General features: G+C 31.6%; 25 protein-coding genes and 1 tRNA gene. 4 read left to right on the forward strand and 22 right to left on the reverse strand.

Annotated features, from left to right (window positions below; genetic code table 11):
• Window positions 1-189 precede the first annotated feature (189 nt).
• From LQ617_RS03430 to bshC, 16 genes are all read right to left on the reverse strand, one after another.
• Entirely contained in the window at window positions 190-774 is a 585-nt protein-coding gene (locus tag LQ617_RS03430) for a DivIVA domain-containing protein (RefSeq protein WP_025904594.1), read from the reverse strand.
• Between the two features lie 18 nt (window positions 775-792).
• Window positions 793-1,566 (reverse strand): YlmH family RNA-binding protein, encoded by a 774-nt coding sequence (locus LQ617_RS03435; protein ID WP_037587549.1) that lies wholly within the window; start codon window positions 1,564-1,566, stop codon window positions 793-795.
• Window positions 1,567-1,637: 71 nt separating this feature from the next.
• On the reverse strand, window positions 1,638-1,934 hold the full coding sequence (locus LQ617_RS03440) for a YggT family protein (RefSeq protein WP_037587547.1): 297 nt from the start codon (window positions 1,932-1,934) through the stop codon (window positions 1,638-1,640).
• 13 nt (window positions 1,935-1,947) lie between these two features.
• Window positions 1,948-2,523, reverse strand: a complete 576-nt coding sequence (locus LQ617_RS03445; protein ID WP_107596659.1) for a cell division protein SepF — start codon at window positions 2,521-2,523, stop codon at window positions 1,948-1,950.
• An 11-nt stretch (window positions 2,524-2,534) separates the two neighbouring features.
• Window positions 2,535-3,206: a YggS family pyridoxal phosphate-dependent enzyme gene (locus LQ617_RS03450; RefSeq protein ID WP_239739564.1), complete on the reverse strand. Its 672-nt coding sequence runs from the start codon at window positions 3,204-3,206 to the stop codon at window positions 2,535-2,537.
• Between the two features lie 8 nt (window positions 3,207-3,214).
• Window positions 3,215-4,006 carry a peptidoglycan editing factor PgeF gene (pgeF, locus tag LQ617_RS03455; protein ID WP_239739565.1) on the reverse strand — a complete coding sequence of 264 codons (792 nt, stop codon included), beginning with the start codon at window positions 4,004-4,006 and terminating at the stop codon, window positions 3,215-3,217.
• Between the two features lie 59 nt (window positions 4,007-4,065).
• A complete protein-coding gene (gene ftsZ / locus LQ617_RS03460) occupies window positions 4,066-5,223 on the reverse strand; it encodes a cell division protein FtsZ (RefSeq protein ID WP_037587538.1) in 1,158 nt (385 codons plus the stop codon).
• Window positions 5,224-5,251: 28 nt separating this feature from the next.
• Entirely contained in the window at window positions 5,252-6,625 is a 1,374-nt protein-coding gene (gene ftsA / locus LQ617_RS03465; protein WP_126476918.1) for a cell division protein FtsA, read from the reverse strand.
• Window positions 6,626-6,734: 109 nt separating this feature from the next.
• On the reverse strand, window positions 6,735-7,679 hold the full coding sequence (locus tag LQ617_RS03470; protein WP_204255162.1) for a cell division protein FtsQ/DivIB: 945 nt from the start codon (window positions 7,677-7,679) through the stop codon (window positions 6,735-6,737).
• 27 nt (window positions 7,680-7,706) lie between these two features.
• Window positions 7,707-9,056: a UDP-N-acetylmuramoyl-L-alanine--D-glutamate ligase gene (gene murD / locus LQ617_RS03475; RefSeq protein ID WP_204255161.1), complete on the reverse strand. Its 1,350-nt coding sequence runs from the start codon at window positions 9,054-9,056 to the stop codon at window positions 7,707-7,709.
• A 1-nt stretch (window position 9,057) separates the two neighbouring features.
• Entirely contained in the window at window positions 9,058-10,023 is a 966-nt protein-coding gene (gene mraY, locus LQ617_RS03480; protein WP_037587533.1) for a phospho-N-acetylmuramoyl-pentapeptide-transferase, read from the reverse strand.
• Between the two features lie 44 nt (window positions 10,024-10,067).
• Entirely contained in the window at window positions 10,068-12,323 is a 2,256-nt protein-coding gene (locus LQ617_RS03485; RefSeq protein WP_126476920.1) for a penicillin-binding protein, read from the reverse strand.
• A complete protein-coding gene (gene ftsL / locus LQ617_RS03490; protein WP_037587528.1) occupies window positions 12,310-12,690 on the reverse strand; it encodes a cell division protein FtsL in 381 nt (126 codons plus the stop codon). The genes LQ617_RS03485 and ftsL overlap by 14 nt, the downstream gene beginning before the upstream one ends.
• A gap of 19 nt (window positions 12,691-12,709) precedes the next feature.
• Window positions 12,710-13,645 (reverse strand): 16S rRNA (cytosine(1402)-N(4))-methyltransferase RsmH, encoded by a 936-nt coding sequence (rsmH, locus tag LQ617_RS03495; protein WP_239739566.1) that lies wholly within the window; start codon window positions 13,643-13,645, stop codon window positions 12,710-12,712.
• 11 nt (window positions 13,646-13,656) lie between these two features.
• Window positions 13,657-14,088 (reverse strand): division/cell wall cluster transcriptional repressor MraZ, encoded by a 432-nt coding sequence (mraZ, locus tag LQ617_RS03500; RefSeq protein ID WP_025904608.1) that lies wholly within the window; start codon window positions 14,086-14,088, stop codon window positions 13,657-13,659.
• 145 nt (window positions 14,089-14,233) lie between these two features.
• Window positions 14,234-15,850: a bacillithiol biosynthesis cysteine-adding enzyme BshC gene (gene bshC, locus LQ617_RS03505; RefSeq protein WP_159315148.1), complete on the reverse strand. Its 1,617-nt coding sequence runs from the start codon at window positions 15,848-15,850 to the stop codon at window positions 14,234-14,236.
• Between the two features lie 134 nt (window positions 15,851-15,984).
• Between bshC and LQ617_RS03510 the strand changes: the two genes are divergently transcribed.
• Complete coding sequence (locus LQ617_RS03510) at window positions 15,985-16,431, forward strand: N-acetyltransferase (protein WP_037587520.1); 447 nt, start codon at window positions 15,985-15,987, stop codon at window positions 16,429-16,431.
• A gap of 49 nt (window positions 16,432-16,480) precedes the next feature.
• On the opposite strand, the gene LQ617_RS03515 is transcribed toward LQ617_RS03510, so the two are convergent.
• Window positions 16,481-17,476 carry a YdcF family protein gene (locus LQ617_RS03515; RefSeq protein WP_239739567.1) on the reverse strand — a complete coding sequence of 332 codons (996 nt, stop codon included), beginning with the start codon at window positions 17,474-17,476 and terminating at the stop codon, window positions 16,481-16,483.
• Between the two features lie 162 nt (window positions 17,477-17,638).
• Here LQ617_RS03515 and LQ617_RS03520 point away from each other — a divergent pair, with 162 nt between their 5' ends.
• Entirely contained in the window at window positions 17,639-18,697 is a 1,059-nt protein-coding gene (locus LQ617_RS03520) for an aminotransferase class IV (protein WP_239739568.1), read from the forward strand.
• A gap of 337 nt (window positions 18,698-19,034) precedes the next feature.
• Here LQ617_RS03520 and LQ617_RS03525 read toward each other — a convergent pair whose 3' ends face one another.
• Together LQ617_RS03525 and LQ617_RS03530 are read right to left on the reverse strand one after the other, a co-directional pair.
• Window positions 19,035-22,382, reverse strand: a complete 3,348-nt coding sequence (locus tag LQ617_RS03525; protein WP_275590238.1) for an endo-alpha-N-acetylgalactosaminidase family protein — start codon at window positions 22,380-22,382, stop codon at window positions 19,035-19,037.
• A gap of 168 nt (window positions 22,383-22,550) precedes the next feature.
• Window positions 22,551-22,787: a hypothetical protein gene (locus tag LQ617_RS03530; RefSeq protein ID WP_239739570.1), complete on the reverse strand. Its 237-nt coding sequence runs from the start codon at window positions 22,785-22,787 to the stop codon at window positions 22,551-22,553.
• 403 nt (window positions 22,788-23,190) lie between these two features.
• Between LQ617_RS03530 and LQ617_RS16125 the strand changes: the two genes are divergently transcribed.
• Window positions 23,191-23,640 (forward strand): DUF6978 family protein, encoded by a 450-nt coding sequence (locus tag LQ617_RS16125; protein ID WP_481816964.1) that lies wholly within the window; start codon window positions 23,191-23,193, stop codon window positions 23,638-23,640.
• Window positions 23,641-23,655: 15 nt separating this feature from the next.
• On the forward strand, window positions 23,656-24,426 hold the full coding sequence (locus LQ617_RS03540) for a DUF1828 domain-containing protein (RefSeq protein WP_084754799.1): 771 nt from the start codon (window positions 23,656-23,658) through the stop codon (window positions 24,424-24,426).
• A 160-nt stretch (window positions 24,427-24,586) separates the two neighbouring features.
• On the opposite strand, the gene LQ617_RS03545 is transcribed toward LQ617_RS03540, so the two are convergent.
• From LQ617_RS03545 to LQ617_RS03555, 3 genes are all read right to left on the reverse strand, one after another.
• A complete protein-coding gene (locus LQ617_RS03545) occupies window positions 24,587-24,781 on the reverse strand; it encodes an LSM domain protein (RefSeq protein WP_159315150.1) in 195 nt (64 codons plus the stop codon).
• Between the two features lie 413 nt (window positions 24,782-25,194).
• Window positions 25,195-25,268 (reverse strand) — tRNA-Arg (locus tag LQ617_RS03550).
• A 122-nt stretch (window positions 25,269-25,390) separates the two neighbouring features.
• Window positions 25,391-25,606 (reverse strand): hypothetical protein, encoded by a 216-nt coding sequence (locus LQ617_RS03555; protein WP_037587508.1) that lies wholly within the window; start codon window positions 25,604-25,606, stop codon window positions 25,391-25,393.
• Window positions 25,607-25,764 lie beyond the last annotated feature (158 nt).

A 25,764-nucleotide genomic window follows, 5' to 3' on the forward strand; every position in this document is an offset into this window, starting at 1 on the left:
CTTCTTAATAAAAATAATATAAAAAAAACCCTAAGCTGAAATAATAGGGACGACATACATCGCGGTACCACCCTTATTAACTCAACTTAGAGTTCACTCATTAAACATATATCATATTCGCAAACAGGTGATACCTAAAGAAATGAATTTATTAGGCTCTCACTATCCCTAACTCGCTTCTCAATTCGTTTATTCTTCAGACTTGTCCTCTTCACTTTTAACTGCTTGATTATTTATCTGTTCTTGATTATTTTCTTCTTCTTTGTTCAAAATGTCAATATTTTCTTCAGTAACTTTTTGTTGATCGACATCATAATTCAATAAATAATCCCAATCTTCATTTTTCAATAAATCTAATTGCGCTTCAACTAACATACGGAAACGTGAACGGAAGACTTTTGATTGACGTTTCATATCTTCAGTTTGGAAACTGATATGACGCGCTTTTTGAAGTGCATCATTAACGATTTGATCAGAACGTCCCTCTGCTTCTTTAATAATAGCATCTGCTTTTAATACAGCAGTATGTTTCGTTTCTTCACTTGTTTTTTGCGCTTGTAATAATACGTCAGAGATTGTATTTTCGACTGCTTTGAATCGACTAATATTCTCTTCTTTATCATCTATAATACTTTGTAAATGCGCTTTATCTGATTTTAATTTTTCAATTTCATCACTTAAAGTTTGTAGATATCCACGTACTTCAGTTTCATCTAATCCTTTATGAACTCTACTAAATTCTTTTTGTTTGATTTCCTCTGGGGTAAATGCCATAAGTTTTCCTCCTCAGCACTATTTAAACAATGTTCGATAAGCTATTCTTATCTTGCCTTTTTTTGAAGTTCCATTATTTTGAATGATCTTCGCACGTCCATATCCTTTAATAGAGATCAAATCATTTTCTTCGACTATAAAGTCTACTTGTTCGATTTCTCTATGATTGACTTTAACACGTTTACTTTCAATCAATTTCTTACTAATTGTTCTACTCGTATTTGTAAGGTGTTTAATGATTACATCCAATCTCAATGCACTTACAGTTGCGTCATGTGTCTGCCAATTCTCACTTGATTGTATCATATTTTGGAATGGAATAGAACTCAATTTGATTCCAGCACCTTTAATCTTTGTTAATTCCATCATAATATACGATTCAAATCTCTTTGTCAAAACAAACTGTATACGGTCATTAACAATAATATCCCCTAGTTGATTTCTATCAATCCCAAGCGACATGATCGTACCTAATACATTACGATGCGTCAATTTAACAAATTTTGAAGGATAAGTAAGCTCAATAAGAACCATCTCATAATCCGCTTCAGTCGGTTCAAAATAATCAGGTGCGACGATTGCACGTTTTCTTTCTGATTCTTCATTCCCACCAAAGTAATGTACATTTAAATCATCGAACCCACCCACTATTGTTTGTAATATAAATTGTTCTCTAGGGTCTAGAAATTCTGTAAGAACTGGTTGATAATTTCGTTCAGCAACTTCACACCTATTTAAAAATAAATCAATAATCTCTTTTTCTTCTTTTCTAAAGTGTTGATATATATCCATTTTGACACCTCTAATTCAATAAAAAATAGGATGTGACATTGCGTCTCACCCTACTGTCATTTATCGTTTAATTATAATATTGGCATTACAGGTACAATCATATTAAATATATTAACTAAACCAACATAGAATAAACTTAACGTTATAAACGCCACTAATGAAGATATGTCTAACATACCTAATGGTGGGATGATTTTTCTAAATGGTTCTAAAAATGGTTCATATATTTTCCCTAAAAATTGTCCAAATGCGCCTTCCCTAACGCCTGGTAACCATGATGTAAGGAAATAAACGATCATACCATATTGATAAATTTTAACGACGAATAATACAAAGCCTAATATCGTACTTAATAATCCACTATCCATATCTTAAATTCCTCTATTCTTGATAAGGTTCAACTTGTTCTAGTTGCTCAGTAATTGATCCAGCTACTTCCACATTATCAGGTGTACATAAGAAGATGTCTGTTCCTACACGTCTTATATCTCCACCAATCGCATAAACAGTACCACTCAAGAAGTCTATAATTCTTTTAGCTGATACTTTGTCAATGCGTTGTAAGTTTACTAATGTTGTACGTCTATTTTTAAGTTCATCGGCGATATCCTGCGTATCTGAAAATACTCTTGGTTCAAATAAGCACATTTTTGAACTTTGCGCAAAATCCATATTCCCACTCATACTAACGACATTCGTTTGAGATGAATTTGTACGTTTCTCAGTCATGGCCTCTTTCCTTTCAGGTTTTTTGAAATCACGAGAACGTTGTGATTGGTATCTAGTTGTATTTGATTTTTGTGTTGGTACACTTTTTAAAGATTGTTGTTTTGGTTTTTGTTCTTGTATAGATGATTCTTGTTGTGGTGATTTTGTTTGTTCTCTTTGTGGCTCTTCGTATACTTCTTCTTCTTCATCGACTACGAAAAAGCCTTTAAATACATCTTTAATTGCCATAATTTACACTCCTATTCGCCAACTAATTTTGTACCAATTCTTACATAAGAAGCACCTTCTAATATTGCTTCATTGAAATCATTGCTCATGCCCATAGATAATTCAGTGCAAGGTGCATATGATAAGTTTAAGGATTGTACTTTCTCTTTCAATAATCTTAGTTGGTTAAAATATTGTCTTAATTTTATTTTGTCTTCAGTTAATGGTGCCATAGTCATTAAACCAACTATTTCAATATGTTTAAAATCCTTAAGCTCTCGAATAAATGGGATAACTTCATCAGGCGACATGCCATGTTTTGATTCTTCTCCCGAAACATTCACTTGAACAAAGCATTTTACAACATGTTCAGCACGTTTTTCAATTTCTTTAGCTAATTTTAATCTATCTAATGCATGTAAATAATCAATTTTATTAATGATGTCTTTTACTTTTCTTGTTTGTAATGATCCAATAAAATGCATGATAGCATCATCTGGAAGATGCTTTTTCTTTTCCAAAAATCCTTCAATACGATTTTCTCCAAAGTTTTTCAAGCCTGCTTCATAAGCTTCTTTAGCTCGGTCTATTGTAACATATTTTGTCACAACAATCACTTGAGGCGCCGTATTAAATTCTGATTCTTCACTACTGTTACAAATTTGTGAATTGATTTCTACTAAATTTTCTTTTACTGATTTCAAATCTATACCTACTTTCTACCTATAAATGCAAGCATTCTACCAGTTTGCCCTTTTTCTACTCTATATGAGAAGAATAAATCCGTTTCACTAGCCGTACAATGATTCGTCTTAACGATATGTTCAGGATTAACACCATAATGTATGGCAAGTAGTTCATTTGCTTGTTTTAAATCTATGGCGTATCTATCTTGTCCTCTTTGTACAATGTACGCTTCAGAGTCTATTGGTAATGTTTTGAACTTTTGATAAATGTCTTCGTTAATTTCGTAACTGTCAGATGTGGATGGTCCTATAACAACTCTCAAATTTGAAACGTCTCCGTTATATTGTTCAATCATCTCTTTAATAATTTGGGAATGCGTACCTCTCCATCCGGCATGACAAAGACCAATATAACCATTTTGCGTATCATATAAATAGATTGGTACACAATCTGCAAAGCACATCGTTAATAATAGGTCAGACTCATAAGTATAAAGTCCATCTATTCCATGAAGTTCTTCAGTTAATGCATTGATATTGGTACCTTTATCCTTTGAAGATACTTCTCGAACTTTATTCTCATGTGTTTGAATTGGAAATACCCAATTGTCACAACTAAAATTAATTTCATTGGCTAATATTTGCTGATGCTTTGAAATATTATCTGGATCGTCATTGATATATCGCGCCATATTAAATGCATTCTCCGGATATGGACTATAACCACCTTGACGAGTTGTAATACCTATTGTTAAATCATTTCTATCATCGACTTCATATGATAAATAATGATTATGTTGATTAAAAATCTCTTTCATTTCATCTCTCCTAACAAAAAAAGTCATCAGGACTTAGCCTGATGACTTTTTAAGTTCATTTATCGTCTAGAGCGTCTAGAACGTCTATCTTCTCTATTTCGAATGAAACTTGGAATATCACTATCATCAGTTGATTCATTTGCTGATTTATTTTCAAATGAAGCTTTTCTACCTAGTGATTCTCCTTCTTCTCTTTTAGAAGCAGGTTCTTCTGTAGTTCCACCAAATGCTCCCCCACCTTGTGGTTTACGAGCATTAGAAGGTTTGTCATTAAATCCAGTAGCAATTACTGTAACGACTAATTCGTCTTGTAATTCTGGGTTTATAACTGTACCAAAGATCATATTAACATCTTCGTCTGCTGCATCTTGAACAATATCTGCTGCTTCTTGAGCTTCAAATAGTGAAAGTGACTCTCCACCTGTAATGTTCATTAAGACACCTTGTGCGCCTACGATTGAAGTTTCTAATAATGGTGAAGAAATGGCTTTTTTAGCAGCTTCGATTGCTCTATTTTCACCAGAAGATACACCGATACCCATTAATGCTGAACCTTGGTTAGACATAATAGTCTTAACGTCAGCAAAGTCTAAGTTAACTTCACCAGAAACAGCGATTAAGTCAGAGATACCTTGTACACCTTGACGTAATACGTTATCTGCTTCTTTGAATGCTTCCATCATAGGTGTTGATTTATCAACGATATCTAAAAGACGATCATTAGGAATAACGATTAATGTATCTACTGCAGCTTTCATAGATTCTACACCGGCAGCAGCTTGAGTTTGACGTTTACGTCCTTCAAAGCTAAATGGACGTGTAACAACACCAACAGTTAATGCACCCATCTCTTTTGCGATTTTAGCAACAACTGGTGCAGCACCTGTACCAGTTCCGCCACCCATACCAGCAGTAACAAATACCATGTCAGCGCCTTGAATAGCATCTTCTATTTGTTCACGTGATTCTTCAGCAGCTTTTTTACCGATTTCTGGGTTTGCACCTGCACCTAATCCACGTGTTAATTTTTCACCAATTTGAATTTTAGATGAAGCTTTAGATAAGTTTAAAGCTTGACCATCTGTATTAATAGAAATAAATTCTACATTGTTCATTCCATGATCTATCATACGGTTAACAGCGTTATTACCGCCACCACCAACACCAATTACTTTTAAAGTAGCTAAATGATTAAACCCTTGCTCAAATTCTAACATTTATTATCCTCCTAATCTTTATGACCCATCAATCAAATAACGATTTCATTAATTTTTTTAATACACTTGGCTTCTCTTCTTGACTTTCCGAATCATATTCTGTTTCGGAGACTCTGTCATGATCAGAATTTGAAGCTTTTGCGTCATTGTTTTTGTTTGATTTCTTTTTAAACCATTGTTCATATGGTTTAGCTTTAGTTTCTTGAGTTTCTTCTTCGTATGTTTCTTCTTCGACATTATCAGCGTCATAATTATTCATTGTAACATAATCTAGTAGCTCATCAAAGTTAATTCCACTAGATATAGTAGATATACTAGAAGTAAACTCAGGTTTACGTATACCCATTTGAGACGGTGTATGTACACGTACTTTTTCATTAACCATATCTTGTAATAACTCTTTAATACCAAGTAGGTTTGAAGTACCACCTGTTACGATGAATCCACCGTTAACATTTGTAATACCCATATCTTGTAATAAATCAAATATTTCAAAGAAAATTTCTTCTACTCTTGATTCAATAATTTCACTTAATTCTTTTTGAGTGAATTGTGCGTGACCATCTTCGTTAATTTGTTCAACACTAAAGACATCTTGATCTGATGCAGAGTCGTAGAATGCATGTCCATATTGTTGTTTAATCTTCTCGGCATTGTCATATGTAGTATTTAATGATTTCGCAATATCTGTTGTTATGCTTCTACCTGCCATTTCAATCGTATCAGCATCAACTAAATTGCCTCTTTCATAAAAGCCTACTTGCGTTAAATCTTCACCAATATCAATGACGCAAGCACCAAGTTCAACTTCTGTTGGAGATAATATAGATTGATAGTTATAAGCATCAGAAAATACTTCTAATACATCTACTCCACAAGATTCAACACATTTAATGATGTTGATTAATAATGATTTTGATGTTGCGATAACGCCTGCTTCTACTTTTAATGATTGCGTTGCAACCATCTCTTTAGGATCAGAAACCTCATGTAAGTCATCTACAATAAATTTCATTGGGAATACACCAATGACTTCAGTTTCAGGTACATCATTCAATTCTCTAATGCCCTCTAATACTGATTCTATATGACTGCCATTTATTTCAGTTTCTGTACCATCAAAAGGTATTTCAAATTTTTCGTCGTAAATCTCTGTATTCACGATAGGCATTTTTAAGAATACTTCTTTAATATCTATTCCAGAAGCAATTGCTGCTTTTTTGATTGTATCTTTAATAGCTTGTTTAGCGATATCAAAATCATCTATACAACCATTTCTTATACCATTCGTATAAGTTTGCCCTGTACCTATCACGTTAATGCCATTATGAAATTTTTCTCCTACTATTACTTTTACACTCGATGAACCTATATCTAAACTAATATAATAATGTTCCTCCATCGATAGGCACCTCCTCTAACACATGATAATCAAATTTAAACTATTATTAGTTTACATGATACTTGATTTAATGTGAACTAATTATAGGTTTATTTATTGATTTTTTTACTTATTCTTCTGATTTCTCAGTTGATTTTGGTTCTTCTCCAGATTTATCCAATTCTTTAGATAAATCTTGTAATGCTTGGTCTAATTTTTTCTGTTCAGTTTTATTGTTTTCATCTTGTTTTGTTTCTTTTTCTGAACGTTCTTTTTGCTGTTCTTCTGTTTCATATGGTAAGAATGTTACACCGACTTGTAAATCTAAAAATCCAGGTGTTTTGAGTGCTCCAGAATTGTCTCTCTCTAATTTATCAGAAATACTCGGATAATAGTTGATTTTATTCGCAAAAGTTTGAATATCTCCAACAACTTCTACATTATCTGTCATAAATAGTTGGATTCTATTCTGATTGTTCTCACCTGGCTTATAATTAATTTCCGATATCATCGCTTTAACTTTAGGTTTCACCTTTTTCAATTCAGGAATCAATTTATTTAATTTTTTAGAACTAAAGTCATTCAAAATCGGAACATCAATTGGTAAATCTGTTGATAAGTTTTTAATTGTTTTTCCATTTTCTAATAACGGTACGTAACGTTTTTTCTCTTTAACTAAGCCAATTGTTTCATATTCTTTTACATTTACCGTTAAATCATTTGGGAAATGACGTTTAATTTCAACACTTTTAACGCCTTCAATTTCTTCGATTTTCGATTTCATATCTCCTACTGGAATATTGTATATTCGAGAATCTTTTTTAATGTCTAAAGCTTTTTCGATATCGTTTTTAGATACGATTTCTTCACCTTTAATGTCCACTTGATCAACTTTACTGATGTCTGTAAACATGTACAGTAAAATCAAGATAACAAGGAGTATAACACCTATGAATACACCTAATTGAATTTGCCGTCTACGTTTTCTTTTTTTCTTTAAAATTTCTAATCGTTCATCTTCCGTAGTCGTATCAAATTGCAATATATCATCATTGTTATCAGAACTTTTATTCACGGTTGTCACTCCTTTTTTTCACAATTTCTAAAATGTTGGTAAATGTTTTTGGAAACTTTCAATAAATTCGTCGCCACGCGCTTCAAATGTATCATATTGATCCCAGCTCGCACACGCTGGTGATAATAAGACAACATCATTAGATTGTATATAATCTTGAATCAAATTGACGGCATCTTTAACGTCATTTGCTTGCAAGACCTCTTTACCTTGACTCGCACCTAATGTTTTTAATTTATCTTTTGTTTCGCCAAATGTAACCATCAAACGGACATTATCCATATATGGTATTAAATCATCAAAGTCATTCCCTCTATCTAATCCACCACATAACCAAATGATTGGAGAATTAAATGAACTTAAAGCAAATCGTGTCGCTAAAGTATTCGTCGCTTTAGAGTCATTGTAATACTTATTACCTCTATTATTCCCAACATATTGAAGTCTATGTTTAATACCTGAGAATGTTGTTAAAGTATGTACAACTGACTTCACGTCAACACCAGATAATAATGAAGCTAATACAGCTACAAGTACATTTTCTAAATTATGTTTACCGGGTAATACAATATCTTGCGTATTGATAATTCTTATACCATTATATACGACATAATCATCTTCAATATAAATGCCATTTACTTTTTGATTAGTTGAGAAATATAATATTTTAGATTTAATATCATCTGTATCAATTAAATGTCTTTGTTCATAGTTAAAAATTAAATAATCGTCTTCGGTTTGATTCTTAAAAATATTTTTCTTAGCATTCTGGTATTCTTCTAAACTACCGTGATAATCCAAATGTGCAGAATAAATATTTGTAACAATCGCGATATGCGGACGATAATGGATTGTTCCTAAAAGTTGGAATGAAGACAGTTCAGTAATAAGATAATCGTCGTTCGTAACCTCTTGTGCAACTTTTGATGCAACTACACCAATATTACCGGAAACTTGACCATTCACTTTACTATTACCAAACATATCACCTATTAAAGAAGTTACGGTAGTTTTACCATTTGTACCGGTAATACCGATAATAGGTGCTTCTGAAATGTAATAACTTAATTCAACTTCTGTTATGATATCCAATCCTTGATTCATTGCTTCTTGCAATAATGGAATATTGTAAGGTATACCAGGGTTTTTTACGATTAAAGGCTTATTATCGAGTAATGACAATGGATGTTCACCACTAATCACACGTATCCCTTGTTGCTCTAATTCAAGTGCATGCGGATCAGATGATAAATCTTTACCATCATTAACTGTTACCTCAGCACCTAATTTATGGCATAACTTTGCACTTTCATATCCACTTTTTGCTAAACCTAAAATAAGAACAGGTTTCTCTTTTAATGCATCATATGCTTTCATATTACATTACCCCTATCCATAAACCAATTGCACCAGTAACGATACCTGTAGCCCAGAATACTAATACTATTTTCCATTCACTCCAACCAACTAATTCGAAATGGTGATGCAATGGGCTCATTTTAAATATTCTTTTTCCTGTAAGCTTGAATGACGTTACTTGTAACATAACTGATAATGTTTCAATTACAAATACTAAACCGATTAATAATAATGTTATTTCTTGGTTAAGCATGATTGAAATCGTTGCGAAAATACCACCAAGCGCTAAGCTTCCAGTATCTCCCATGAACACTTTTGCTGGGTACTTGTTGTAAATTAAAAATCCAAATAAACTTGCAAGCATCACTAAACAGAATAACCCAATTTCTGGTTTATCAAGAATAAATGATAGTGCCGCGTAAAAACCAAATGCAATGATGGATAAACCAGTTGATAGACCATCTAATCCATCTGTTAAGTTAACAGCATTACTGAATCCAACTTGCCAAAATACTATGAATATAATGTAGAAAACAGACAATGGTAATGACCAATCTGTAAACGGAATGTTGATAGCTGTTTCAAATTCATAGTTTGGTAATATAACACTTACGATATAGAATATAACGGCTATCGCAATTTGAGCTAAGAATTTTTGTTTACTTGTTAAACCTTGGTTATTTTTCTTAACGACAATAATATAATCGTCTATAAAACCAATAAGTCCAAAACCTAGTGTTACAAATAATAACAGGATGAGCGGACCTACTTGCTCAACATAGAATAACGCAATGATTGTTACAACGATTGTTGATAATAAGAACGTTAATCCACCCATAGTTGGTGTTCCTGTTTTCTTCATATGACTCTTAGGTCCTTCTTCTCGAATACTTTGCCCAAATTTTAATTTTTTAAGTGTTGGAATTAAAACGGGTACAAGTATCAAAGTCAATAAAAACGCAATGACAGGTAGCGTAAAATTCATAATTGTTCACCTTTTCTTTTGTATATTATCTATCATCCCGTGATTTATGATTCACTAGATGTTTTTTCTTCTTTACTATCTTTTTGATCATCTTTATTTTTGCTTTCATCTTTAGATGTTTCTTCATCATCTGGAACTTGTCCTATTGAATCATCACCATTCGGATGATTGTTAGAAAGTGTAAACTTAACTTTAGTACCAGATTTAATTGTTTGGTTCTGACTGACAGATTGCTCAGAAACATAACCAGAACCTTCTGATTCTACTTCAATACCTGTCGCTTCTTGTAATTTTAATAAGTCTCGTTTAGTCCAATTTTCAGTATCAGGCATCGTCATTTCACCGTCAGTAACGAGTAAAATTCTTTCTTTATCTTGGACATTTTTACCTTTAAGCGGTATTTGTTTTTTAATTTTATCACCTTTACCAATTACAATTGGCTCAAGTTTTTTACCTTTTATTGCATCTGTTGCTTTTTGTGTACTCATATTAACAACATCTGGTACATCTGATTCATTTGTCTTAGCTTTACCTTCAGTTTCTTCTACATCTAAATATTTCAATGTATTTTCCATAATTGGATTGAAACCTCTTGATACACCATACTCATACGCCTCTAGGTCACGTTTTTGTGCAAGTGACATACCAGCATAAACAACCACTTCAGGATCTTTAGCAGGCGCATAGCCCATAAAGCTTACGAAATAAGGATTTGCACCATCAACATAACCACCGTTTTTAGTATCTGGCACTTGAGCTGTACCTGTTTTACCTGCAACTCGGTAACCATCTATCTTATAGTTTGTAGCATGACTTTCTTTACTATTTACTACTTTATCTAATTCTGTCATTGTCTTCTTGGCTGTATCTTTAGATATTGGATTACCAACTACTTTTTTCTCGCCTTTTTTAATCGTTTCGTTACTTTCTTTGTTTTGAATCGATTTTACATAATAAGGTTCAAGCATATTACCTTGATTTATAATAGCAGTTTCAGCTTGTAACATTTGGATTGGCGTTACTGTAGTAGACTGACCAAATGAAGATGTCTTTCTTTGAAGTTCGTTATCAAATGCAATATTCCCTGGCGCTTCACTATCAAATAAGCCACCTGTCTTTTTACCGAAACCAAATTTCTCATAATATGCCTTTGCTTTATCAGCACCGACTAAGTCTTGAAGTTTCATCATTAATGTATTCGCTGAATATGTAAATCCAGTTGTCATAGGGATATTTCCCCAACCATCATCGTTCCAATCATAAATTTTAAATCCATCTATTTCTCTATGACCTGATTTAAATTTCTTGTTTGGTTCGAATTTACCTTCTTCAATTGCTGCAGCTAGACCATATGTTTTGAATGTTGAACCTGGTTCGTAAGTATTTTGATATAAATCATTCGCCCATTTTTTCCCGAAGTCTTTTTTCGTATCAGGATTAAACGTAGGTCTCTGACTGTAACCTAGAATTTCACCAGTTTTCGCATCCATGACAACCGCAAATAAATCTTTAGGTTCATAGCGATCTACCATTTCGTCGAGTGCATTTTCAACAAAGACTTGAATATTAGAGTCTAGTGTAAGATGTACATCATCACCATTTTGCGCTTTAATACTATCTTCACTGTTCGGTACGAGCATACCCCATATATCTTGCTTATAAGAGTTTTTACCCGTTTTTCCTTTTAAATAGCTATCAAATACTTTTTCAGCACCTGATACACCTTTTAATTTATTCGTATCTGGGTCTTTATCTGCTAAACCTATTAGATGAGACGCGAAATTACCATTAGGATAAAATCTTTTTTTCTCCGTTTCAAACGTCAATCCTGGTAATTTAAGCTTTTCAATTTGTGTTTTTTGTTTATAAGTTAAATCTTTACCTTTTTGACCAAACTCAACTTGAAAGGCATTTTTAGTTTTAAGTTTATCTAAAATATCATCTTCATCCATATCAAGAATTTTAGCTAATGCTTTAGCTGTTTTCTTCTTGTCTTTTACGTGTCGAGGTTTATCGCTACCTTCGCTCATTTTTTTATCTAATATTGCCACTAATTTATAACTATCTGTATCTTCGGCAAGCACTTTACCATTACGATCATAAATTTTTCCACGTTCAGGTTCAGCGACTGTTTGTCTTAAATATTTCTCACTTGCCCTGTACGCTAAATCTTCACCAGCTGAGTGACCACTGATCATTAAATACGAATATCTTACGGCCAATATAAAAAAGAGCAGTCCGAAAAAACTTACTAAGAGGACTGCTCCTATTTTATTTTTCTTTATTTTAATTTTGGGCATCACTACGCACTACCTTTACATTGTCATTATTCAACTTTAGACCGTAGTCTTCAGCTTTTTCGTAGATGCGTTCGTATGACGATTGTTTCATTGATTCCGTCTTCAAATCACTGTTTGTTGTTTGTTGTTGTTCAATTTTACTGTCTAATTCTGCGATTTGTGTCTTGTTATTATACGCATCCATTTTTAAAGATAGCATATAAATACTTATCAACGCAATCATAGTTATTAATGATATGTATACGACTTTTTCGATCCTCGATATTCCTACTACCTTGGTCTTTTTTACTTTTTTCTTCTGTGGTTCGAGTTGTGGCTCTTGCCACTCATCAGGTCTATAATTCGGATATACTCTTTCTACTGCCATTCAATTGCCACTCCTCTGTTTACTTCAAAATTTCCACAACTCTTAACTTTGCACTTCTCGCTCTATTGTTATGCTCAAGTTCTTGTTCATCAGAAATAATTGGTTTTTTGTTTACTCTTTTTAGTTTCGGCTTGTACGCTTCCGGTATAACCGGCAATCCCCTTGGTACATCTGGGCCTTTTTCATATTCTTGAAAGACTTGTTTACACAAACGATCTTCTAAAGAATGGAATGTAATAACTGAAATTCTTCCGCCAACTTTAACGTGTTGTATTGCCGCTTCAATAGATGTTTCAAATGCACCTAATTCATCATTAACTGCTATTCTAATCGCTTGGAAGACACGTTTAGCAGGGTGTCCACCCTTTCTACGTTTAGCTGCTGGAATACCTTCTTTAATTAAATCCACTAGTTCGAAAGTCGTTTCTATAGGTGCTTGTTCTCTTCTTGCTTCAATCTTTCTAGCTATTTGTTTTGAAAATTTCTCTTCACCATATCTAAAAAAGATTTTGACAAGTTGTTCATATGACCATTCATTTACCACTTCATAAGCTGATAAAGATTGTGATTGATCCATTCTCATGTCTAATTTAGCATCATAATGGTAACTAAATCCTCGTTCTGGCGTGTCGAGTTGTGGACTAGATACACCAAGGTCATAAAGTACACCATCTACTTTACTAATATGTAGTTCTTCTAATATATGTTCTAAATTTCTAAAGTTGTTTTGTACAAAAATCACTTTATGCATATGGTCCTTTAAGATACCTTTAGCATGTTCAATTGCTGTTTCATCTTGATCGATTGCTATAAGTCGGCCTTGGTCATTCAATTGTTCAACTAGGTACAAACTATGACCAGCTCCACCTAATGTACAATCAACGTAAGTACCATCTGGTTTTATGTCTAATTTATCTACTGTTTCTTTCAATAGTACGGATACGTGATGAAACATTTAATTCACTCCTAAAAATCAAAGTCAATGAGATCTTCCGCAATGTCCTCAAAATTGTCTTCAGATTCATCATAAAAATCATTCCACGTAGAACGATCCCATATTTCAATTCGGTTAGAAACACCAATAACAGTACATTCTTTACTTAAATTAGCGTAACTTCTTAAATTTTGAGGGATGTTAATACGTCCTTGTTTGTCTAGTTCTACTTCAATCGCACCTGAGAAGAACATTCTCATGAATTTACGGGCATCTTTTTTTGTAATAGGTAAGGTTTTGAGTTTTTCTTCGATGCGCGCCCACTCTTCAAGTGTGTAGCCAAACAAACATTTATCTAGGCCTCTAGTGATAATAAAACGTTCGTTCAAATCATATCTGAATTTAGAAGGCACAATCATACGCCCTTTAGTATCCAATTGATGTTGGTATTCACCCATGAACATTTTATCTCACCTCACCTTATTTATAATTTACCACATTCCCCCACAATCCTCCACTATTTATACAAGATTTCTTAAAATTTGTGTAAATAGTAAAAAAAACACCCAATTTACGATTTCGTAAATTGGGTGTTAATCCTTGTTATGACTATAGTTCAAGCGTTATATGTTTAAAAGTGTAACGAAGTGGTGGATAGGTGGAGGGACTGAACATAGTAATCCCAAATTGATTCATTACTTGGATAGGATTCCACACTCTTTCTTGTAATCCGTGGTGAGGATGTAATGTATGCTCCACTATTTCGAAATGTCTCATACTGATTTCATTTTCTCTTTCAACATTTAATAAATATCTATCTATTAAATATTGATATTGGTGCTGATGGATTTGATTATTTTTTTCGACTAATTTTCTGTTTTGATAATCATCTCCAATTTCTTTAATCAGTTTTTGATGAAATTGAGATTGGCTTTCTTTCATTTCTTCAATTTCTCTTAAGACCTCATCAGAAGCTTTTGCTCTAATAAATTTCTCTTTATCGTTTTGAATACCTTCTATTAGTACAGTATCTATATCTAAATTATAGTTATCGATACATTTTTTCGCTTCTTGCGTTAAATAACTAATACGCATACGTGGTGTAACAATAGGCATTTCAATATTAAATAAATTGAATACACCTTTTAATTCACCCCAATAAATAATTTCACTTGGCCCACCAATGAAACTTAAAGTATTAAATAAATATTCTTCCATTAAAGGTCTAGTTACAACATTATTAGAAAATCGTTCAGGGTGTTCTTCTACAAGACTGAGTAATTCATCTTTAGTAAAGGTTACATCTGTATCTTTATTTAAATAGAATTTTTCATCTTCGTACATAATGAGCTGCCTTTTGTCGTCATGCTCATAGAATAAGTGAACATTACCATCCGTTAAAATCATGCGCTTTTTAATAACTTCAGCAAATTGGTCTTGTGTATTTCTAAATGCTGAATCTACTTCTTCATGTTTTTCAATGATTTCCTTGAAGAATGGCACTTCTAATGATCTTAGTTCTGGATCATTCGCATCAATTAATAACAAACCATATTCTTTAAACACTTCATGTGTGATAACTTTAAAAATTTCACTCCATGATTCAGAAGACTCGATTGCTTTATGAATCAATGATTGAATATCTTTAGAATGAACAGTTTCTCCGATAGAACTGAACATGTCATTTAAAGCATCTTTAACCAGTGCTTTATCAAAATGATAATGAGAAACACTCTTTTCTGGTGGTTCTAACGTACTATATTTCACCTTATTTAACTGTCTTGAAATACGATCATACGCATATGTATGATTCACTTCATCAAAATCATGATCTTCACCTGCTATCCAAAATACAGGAATAATTGGCGTATTTAATTTTTCACTTTGTTCGTTAGCTAAAACGATAATTGAAATGATTTTATGGAATGTATATAAAGGACCGGTAAAGAGTCCAGCTTGTTGACCACCAATAATGACTTTGTGACCACGTTTTAAATTTTCAATGTTTTCAAGTTGTTTATCCGTTAAATCCAATTGAGACATATAATTGTATATGACTTTTGAAAGTGCTTCTTCTCTACCATTATCTGATAAATTCGAGCGTCTTTCGAATTCAGATTGGTCCCCTGGTTTATATCCATAAAAGTTTATAATTTCAGTATTATGATTTGTATATCTCTCTATAAAACTATTTTGTTGATCAATTACAGTCTTCTTACAGTCCATACGAGTCTTTCTCCTTCGAAATTAATTACTATCAATAGTATAAAGATTGTAGTTAAATAAAACAATCTAACGGCTTATAATTTAAAATTTTATTCAAATGAAGTATAATTAAGGAAAGAACAAGGGGGATTATCATGGCTAAAGTAGAACATTTACAAATTAATTACAAAACTGAAGAAGCATTCGAACAATTTCGTAACTTCGGAAACGAAGGTTTATATATGGTTGAAGAATTAAAAGGAAAAATGATCGATGCTAGTTCAGATTCACCATTTTACGGTATTTATGTTGGCGACAAGTTAGTAGCAAGAATGTGTTTATTTAAGCAAGATGAAGTAGAAAAAACTTACTTCCCAGCATTTAATGATTACCTCATTTTATGGAAGCTAGAAGTATTAAGAGACTATCAAGATAGAGGATACGGCAAACAGTTATTAGATTACGCTAAGAGCTTCGATTTACCAATCAAATGTATCGCACGTAATCAATCTAAAGATTTCTTCTTAAATCATGGTTTCCAAGATATCGAGCAACAAAACCAATCCGGTGAAGATATTGTGATATGGACACCAGATAAATAATATACTAAAGGTCCCGTAGAGTTAGTGCTCTACGGGACCTTCTTTTCGTTTATATTCCCCATAATGTGTAGCAAGCAACTGCTGCCAATAAGATAATCATCGTCAGTGCATGTGTCTTTTTAAACATATAAATGATTGCTAAATATTCTCTAATATATGCATTTGGATAGAAATATGATTTCGATGATCCGCCCGTAACAGTTGCGTTCATTTTAACTTTCTTAGATAAAAATGCTGCTCTTAAAATATGAAAATGATTAGAAACAATCGTAGCAATTGCATGTTGTTTATAAGTGTTCATTATCTTCATAGAGAACACTAAATTTTCTTCTGTATTAGTTGATTTGTCTTCCATTATAATTTCTTCATTACGTATGCCTTGTTCCACTAAATATCGTCTCATCGCTTCAGCTTCACTGATTGCTTCATCCGAACCTTGACCACCACTTACAATCATTTTAGTATCTAAACTTTTTCGTTTTAATTTAATCGCTTTATCTAATCTCGCTTTTAAAAGTGGTGTTACTTTCTCACCTATAATACCTGCACCCAGTACGATAATAAAATCTTGTTTCTTTCTTTTAGAGATACCACTCACAATCCAAGCGTATAAATTATGCAATATAAATATTAAATTTAAGTAGTAAAACAAACTTGAAATAGCAATTAATATCAACCCGTTCCATAATTCTACTAATAGATACGGTTTAAAAACAACGATTAAAAAGTTAATTAAGATGAAAGATCCGTAACCAATGACAATCATGTTTGTTACAATTTTACCTTCATTTGCTATTCGCTTTTTAGTATTTAATAAAGCTAAGAGCATAACCACAATTACAATTAAACAGTAAATGATATTCGCTATGATAATGTAATTAATATTTAGATTTAAATCTAATGTTGGCACAATGATTTCAATCAATATCGTACTCATTAAACTGATGATAAACAATCCTAATAAGAAGACATTTTTATATTGTCTAAAATCCACTAAATAACTGATTATAAATAAAATTAAAAATGCTAACGTAACAAACATCATCGTCACCTCCTAGCCTATTATTTTCACAATCAAAGTATATCATCATAACCAACAAGATACACATAAAATTATTTTCAGAATTTTCAAAATAAATATTGAATTAGGTCAATATAGCTGATATACTATTTCACATTACTTACTTAAATATAGGAGGCAATTTATATGGAATATCAATCATCAAGTAGTCAAACAAAGGACGAATGTGGATCCACCTTTGGTAACAAAATGTTAACTATGTCGTATCAATCATCAAAAGGATGGTCTTCTCCTATCATAAAAGATTATGCACCTATCACAATTTCTCCAAGTGCACAAAGTCTTCATTATGGTCAAACCGTTTTTGAAGATATGGTCGCCTATCATATCAATGACGATATTCATATCTTTAAACCTTTCGAACACTTTGAAAAGTTCAATCAATCACTGAATCGAATCGAAATGCCAGCTATAAATAAAAGCGAACTACTTTTAGGTATCGAACACCTTATTAATCAAGAACGTCAACTATTCGATTTACATGAACATCAACCTGTTAACATTAGAACAGTTATGTTTGCATCAGAGAATAAATTAGGTGTTAGTAAATCTGATACATATGAACTCATTACATTCCTATCTCCACTACCTAAAAAGCTGAATTGCCAAACACCAGAACTTATAAAAGCACATGTAGAAGATGAATATGTTAAATCTGTTACAGGTGGTGCTGGTTTTACACAATTTGGTGGTAACTACGCCGCTTCATACGCTGCAAAATCTAAAGCAGCTCAATTCGGATACGACCATGTAATTTGGCTAGATGGTAGAGAGAGAACCTATATAGAAGAATTAAATAATATGAATATTTTCTTTGTTATCAATCATACACTGATTACGCCAGCATTAGACGGTATTACAGTACCAGGTGTAACACGACAATCAATTATTGAATTAGCAAAAGAATTAGGCTATCAAATAGAAGAAAGACAAATTAGTATTGACGAAGTCCTTCAATCATATAAAGATGGATTATTAACAGAAGTCTTTAGTACGAGTACTTTGAATGCTATCACCCCTGTCTGTGAAATTAAATATAAAGACAATGTTTTAACCATTCATAACAATAAAATCGGACCAATTACACAACATTTATATACAACTTATACATTTATTCAGCAAGGTAAGCTTCCAGACATGCATCAATGGAACTATACAATAGAACGAGAACCTATTGAAATGTAATAGCTGTAAAAAGACTGGCACAATAATTTTGCCAGTCTTTTTCATTTGGAAAAATCAATATTAGCGGGAGGTTCTATGTTGCTTGTTTGGTCAATCTTGCAACATACAGAGCTTCTATGTAGCTTGTTTGGTCAATCTTGCAACATACGGAGCTTCTATGTTGCTTGTTTGGTGTGTCTTGCAACATACGGGAGTCCTATGTTGCTTGTTTGTGGTGTCTTGCAACATACGGAGCTTCTATGTTGCTTGTTTGGTGTGTCTTGCAATATTCAGACCTCTATTTCTAAAAATATGAAAAGGAGTCTAGAACATTTCTGTCCCAGACTCCTTATGAACTTTATTTATCTTTCACTTCTTTAATGACTAAATTATCTAATACGAAATCTTTAGTCCCTTCAAAGTTCACTTGTCCTTCATTTTTAACACCTTTATTGTCTGCCTTTTTATCTGTTGATGCTATGCCAATCCATGTTTGACCATTTTTATGACCTTTAATTGTCGTTTTGAATTGACGATGTTTTTTATTATCTACAGTACCTTTCAATGGTGTTTCTTTATATTTTTGATTATCAATACTGTCGTTACCTGTAGCAAAAGCATATGTGTCATCAGATCCTGCTTCATAATCAAATGAAACTTCATATGTCTTATTTGGTTCAAATCTAAAGTTTTGAGGTATCGTTTGATAAGCAAGTTTATTCTTTTCTACTTGACCATTAATTTTTAATGACCATGTACCATCGATGACATCACTTATACGTTTATTGTTCCACCCACGTTGTGTATATGGTGCATGTTTTTCGGATAAGTGTGTTCTGTTATCTTCTACGCCTTCAATATCAGATACGACAAACGGGAATATGCCTTGAGGTACTTTTTCAAAATTTTGTTTAAACACTTTATCTTGTGAATATAATTGTTGATCATTTTCAAAAATTCGAATGTCATCAAAATATGTGACACCTTCACCTTTATCTCTAGAAAGCGTTAAAGTTGCTTTACCATTTTTAGGTGCTTTAAAGTGCACATACATATTTTGAAAATAACTGTCGTTACCTTTCGTTGCAGATTCTTTAGTTGTATTATGAGCGTTAGCTTTAACATAATTTTTAGCGATAGATTTAGTTGTATAATTTTGATGTGTTGTACCATCTGCATCTACACTAATTCGTGCTTTTTGATCACTTCGTTTATCCACACCAACATAAACTGCATATTGTTTACCAGGTTTCAAATCTGTTAATTTTTGTTTCAATTCAACATTTTTCTTCGGATTATTAATCGTTAACATATTGTCGCTACTGTTTGATTTCGTAATAGAAACGTCTTTTTTAGATCCTTTAATTTTCCAATCTTTAAGATTTTCTGCATTAAATCCTGGATCTTTAATATGCATATCTTCTCCGTATTTCACTTTCTCTTTATGTTGTTTTGATTTATACAATACATATGGTGTATTTGCTTTAACATTGGTTAAGGTAACTTTTCCATCTTTAACGCGCACATTATCAACATATTGACGACCATGCTCTGTTAGTTGGTATAATTTTAAATGCTTACTGTTCCAACCTTTTGGTAATTCCCAAGTTGATTCTCCACCATCTTCATTATAATGATAGAGCTTTTGTTTCTTACTGTTTAATTGCTTACCATTTTCATCCCAGTTCCACGGAATTAAATATTTATTGCCATCTAATATCTTCTGACCATTTAACGTTATCGTTCTAGATCTATAATTTTCTTTATCATTTTCATAATCATTAGATTTACGTTTAATAACTACTTTATCTTTACCATTTTTTAATTGGATTTCCATTTCAGGTGTCCATTCAACAGTTTGGTCATTTGCTGTCATTTTGACTGGCTTGCCATCTACCCACTTCGTAACTTCAAAGTGCTGTAAGTATTTAGTAGATAAATTTGTTTTAAAAATATTATTAATGTATTCATCAAAGTTGTTTCTACCTTGCCAACCTTCAAAGTCTTTCATATCATATCCACCTAGTAATGGATAATCAGCTGCGCCTGAATAAGTTTGGTAATTACCTACCCAAGAGTCTTTCTCGTGGTTTCGAATAAATCTTGCGACTTTTGAATTAATCCCTTTGTTTTCATAACCACCATAAGTTAAATCTGCAGCCCAATGTTGGAATGTTGAATCATATTCCATACCGTGACCCCATTCAACAGCTACTCTCCAACCTAAATCTTGTATTTCTTTTGCTAATTGATGAGACATCCAAGCTTGGTTATCACCTGATTGACCATTGCCCCATACATCTACATAAATAAAGTCTAAATCTTTACCTACTTTATCTTTAAAAGCTTTTAATCGGTCTTTCCTACCATGCAACATGTCATATTTTGCATCAATGTTAATACCTTGATCTAACCAATTCCAACCATAATTATACGTACCGTCTTCATTTTTTCTTAAACGGTCGGGATTAAATGCTTTAGACTCTGGATATGTTTCACTCGCATTAATATGTACGCCAAACTTTGCACCATATTTCTTACCGTTCTTAAGTAATTTCTTCATATCTTCTGCGCCACCAATACGTTGACCAATATTATCATAATCAAGATGACCAGAATCGTGACCTTCACTACCATATCCTTTTAATATAATGGACTGACCTAACCCATCTGTATTTAAATTAACTTTTTTAACACCATCAAGTGATTTTAAAAATGGATTTTGTGCTTGTGAACCGAAATTCATTGCGATACGGTGTGCAACTAAATCAGGTACAGACTCTGAACCTGTCGGATGATTCATGATAGCTCTATATGCAATAGCACCATCTTGCCAGTCTGTTTTTCCATCACCATTTTCATCATCCGTTATAACAACTTTTGTTTTCGGCATTAATTGTTGTTCTTTAGCATTTTCATAACTTTGACCAGGCTGCAATATCCATTTAGAACTAGATAAACCGACATATTTATCTTTATCTACTTTTTCCGAAGTCGCATTTATTCTCGTATAATCAAGCTCTCCTGTTCCTTCAGAATGTTGTGAATTACTCCAAACACCTGCACTCGTCTTATCATTTGATACAAAACCATACATCATTGGATAATTAAAATCATCTTCAATATCTTTGTTAACTTTAAAGTTTTTATCGCCACTTTTCATCGTATTTGTAGACATACGTGTTGTTTGTAAGTTAGCATTTTTCTGTTTAGAATTCACAGAAACTAATGAATGATTAGGTATTTCAAAATCTTTTATTATAGTATCATCACTTTTACCATCTAACTTATTTTTATAATCCTTCATATCAAAATGCAATTGGTTATCTTTAACCTTCATCTCAATTGTAAATTCAGCATCTATTTTTTTATCTTTATTAGAAGCAATTAATTGATATTGAGCTGCATGTGCATTAAGTTTTTTATACTTAACTTTCGGTTGAACCGATTTACCATTCACTTTAATCGTCTTAATTTCTTTAACTTGGCCATCCATCTTCTTACCATTTTTCAAAGTATATTCAATAGCCCTTGGAAATGACTTATCAACCTTCACTTTCATCTTATTGCTCTTTAATACGTCCCCTTTGTCTTTTGCTTCTACATGATGATTTGTCAGCGTTAATAAGCTGAACAACATAACAGAAACAATTGAAACGACAAACAGTTTTTTCCTCCATACAAATGTTTTATTACTAAAATTCAAATTAAACACCCCTTTTTAAATTTGAAAACTTACATTTATTGTATACTTTTATATCATTGTAGTCTAGCGTTTTTGTTCTATAATGTTTGATTTCACTTTCTATTTTGTTCATATAAACAAAAAGAACGAAATGATGAGATTCATCATTTCGTTCACAATTCATACTATTTATTTATAATTTTTAATTACTCTAACAATCAGTGCAATCATAGGAAAAATCATTAAGACAAGAACAATATAATATAAATTAACAATACTATTTTCCCAAGTAATTGGCACAATCACACCAAGCGCCATAATAAGCACTAAAATGATAATGTTAACAAACATGCATACTAACAAATCACGAAAACTTGATTTATTCATGTAATCGAATGTTTGCTTCCAAAAATTTATATATGTCATAAGCAACCCTCCATTCCATTTACAGAATATACCAAATATATCAATTAATATCAATTGTTTTTTAGTGGATTATTTAAAGATTTAAATTCTTTATTTATAACATCAATATTATGTCGTAAGTGAATACAACTTTCAATCAGCTCAACATTGAATAAAAACAAATCTTTATATATAATATATTCAAATCATAGACATTAATGAAAATTCAAAATATAAATGTGCAAAATCAAATTTACAAACTACCTTTTACTACTTGTTATTCAACTAGTGATAATTTCATCTATCATTTCTTCACCTATCATTCTATATATTTATTCACTTTCAGTTTCCTAAATTATATTCAAAAATATACACAATAAAATTTAAATCAATAAAGGTTTTACATATATAAAGGAGGATTTTTATGGATAAAGAAAATTACGAAAAATTATTAAAGAAAATAAAAGTTTTCGAAAAAAATATTGTCAACTTACCAGGCATAGGCGAACAAACAAAACATAATTTAACGCATATCATAGATAGGTCTGAAAAATTCAAATTAATTATTAATAAGAAAGGACATAGAAACTCTGAAAATTTAACAATTATACTAAATAGTATATCTCATAAATGTAGTATGGTAAGATTTGATGTTAATGGATCTGATCATGCAAATCCTCCAAATAATGAAAGAATTCCAACTCCACACATACACATTTTTACTGATGAATATATGAATGGTGGCATTGCAATACCTTTACATGAAATAGATGATATAGAACTAATTGATGAACTTTTAGATTCTCTCGAATTCTTTATTGATTATACAAATATTAAAAGAAAAGATGTTATAATAACACCAAAACTATTATAAAAGGAGTGATATTTCATGGAAATCATCGAACAAAAAATGCAAACATATTTTGAATGGTTACAACAAAATTATAAATATAAAAAGTTGGAGACTTCCACTGAAATAACTACTCCATTTAAAAACCATTTAAATGACTATATAAGAATATATGCAGATTTATTACCTGATAATCATATTAGACTATCAGATGATGGCCAAACATTTAATGAATTAGACATGTTAGATATTGATTTAACAAAAACACGAAAAAGATTAATTCATTCAATTCTGAACCAATTTAATTTAAGTTTAAAAGATGATGAAATCATAACAAATGTTGACAGTGACAGCTTTCCACAATCAAAACATAATTTAATTCAAGGTATATTAAAAATTTACGATTTGACTTTAACAACTAAATCCAATGTATCTAACTTATTTTATGAAGAAGTTTTTGACTTTTTTTATAATGAGGAAATTACGGGCTCAGCAAAAGTGGCAATCCCTGGTGAAACTGGTATAAAATATTCAATTGATTTTATAATACCAGGAACAAAATTAAAATCAGAAAAACTTGTGAATTTTTCTAATAACCTGGATTATAACAGAATAACAAGTGATCTATTTGCTTATCGTGATGTTAAGAATAATAGACCAAATAGAAATAATTTAAATTCTCAAATGTTAATTATCGCTAATGATTTAGAAAATACCATTTCGAAAAAAGCACAACAAGTAGCTGATTATGAAGGAATTCAAATTCTTAAATGGTCAAATAAAGATGAAATATTAAATACTCTAAAATAACTTACCAATTGTTGATTATAAAATGGTTACTCATATAGAAATAACAAAGCACCTTAGCCGAAAATGGCTAGGTGCTTTGTTTTTGGACTTTTATACTATTTATTATTTATTATAATCTTTTGGTTCACTTCATTAACTTCATGTTTAGTTGTCCAGGTACCTAATCTAAGATTTTTATAGATTTTATTTCACTTTCATCAAAATCATATAATGACTTACCGACAGACAAGTGTATAGAATCTTCTCCAGATTCGTTATCTACTTCATCATCGTAATTTGTAACTTTACCAATAAATTCTTGACCATCCTTTAAAGTTACCAATACATTTTTACCAATATAAGTCCACAATTTCATCGTTGATTTTCCTTTCTTATTAAAGAATATATCATTATAAACCTATAGCGTTTCAATATTTCTAAAGTAATTGTTAAAAAACTTATTCATAAGGACTTTTATTCTTTTAGTACTCTCTCATATATAATATATTATAAATTTACCTCATTTACCACTTTATGTAAATTATAGAAATAATCTACAACATAAATACTTGATGATCCAAGTTGTAGATTATTATACTTTTGACACATATTTGACACCTGCATCTTTATTTACTTTTATTAAGATACTTAAGAGTATCACAAATAATTTATACATCTTGGTGCAGTGTTGGCGCAGTTACGCTATTTAACAAGCATTTTAAATATACAAAAAAATCCCGTCATATCTACGTTACAAGTAACGAGATACAACGGGATATTGGTAATTTACGTCCTGGGAGGGATTCGAACCCCCGACCGACGGCTTAGAAGGCCGTTGCTCTATCCAGCTGAGCTACCAGGACATTTTCAACACAAGAATAATTATATCGAATAGATACTGATTTATCAATACTTTTTAAAAAGAAAAAGGTTTATTAAATCGCTTTCGAAGTATTATTACACGTTTAGTTATTTTATTTTACTTTTATTCGGTGATAACAATGTCATTAACTTTAACTGTATTGGCTTTTTCGGCTTTACACAAAGATTTATCTTCAAATATTTCTATAACACTCGCATGTACTAGTCCATTTGCTGTTAATACATATATGTTTTCGTTCTTATGTAAGTCGTTATATTCGTTTTTATTTATACAAAACTCATCATCATTGATAACTGATGTAACGTGTGTTCTGCCCATTTCTACCCCTCCTACGTATAATAACTTATTAGTTTTTACATAAAATTAACGACATTCATAATTATAAAACAATTTTTGTTTAATTGAAAGTTTATTCTAAATTTTTAATAAAATTGAGATATTCGTAAGAATATCTCAATAAATAAAATCTATTTGCC

Source organism: Mammaliicoccus sp. P-M59 (assembly GCF_022386135.1).
GTDB classification, from domain to species: domain Bacteria; phylum Bacillota; class Bacilli; order Staphylococcales; family Staphylococcaceae; genus Mammaliicoccus; species Mammaliicoccus sciuri_A.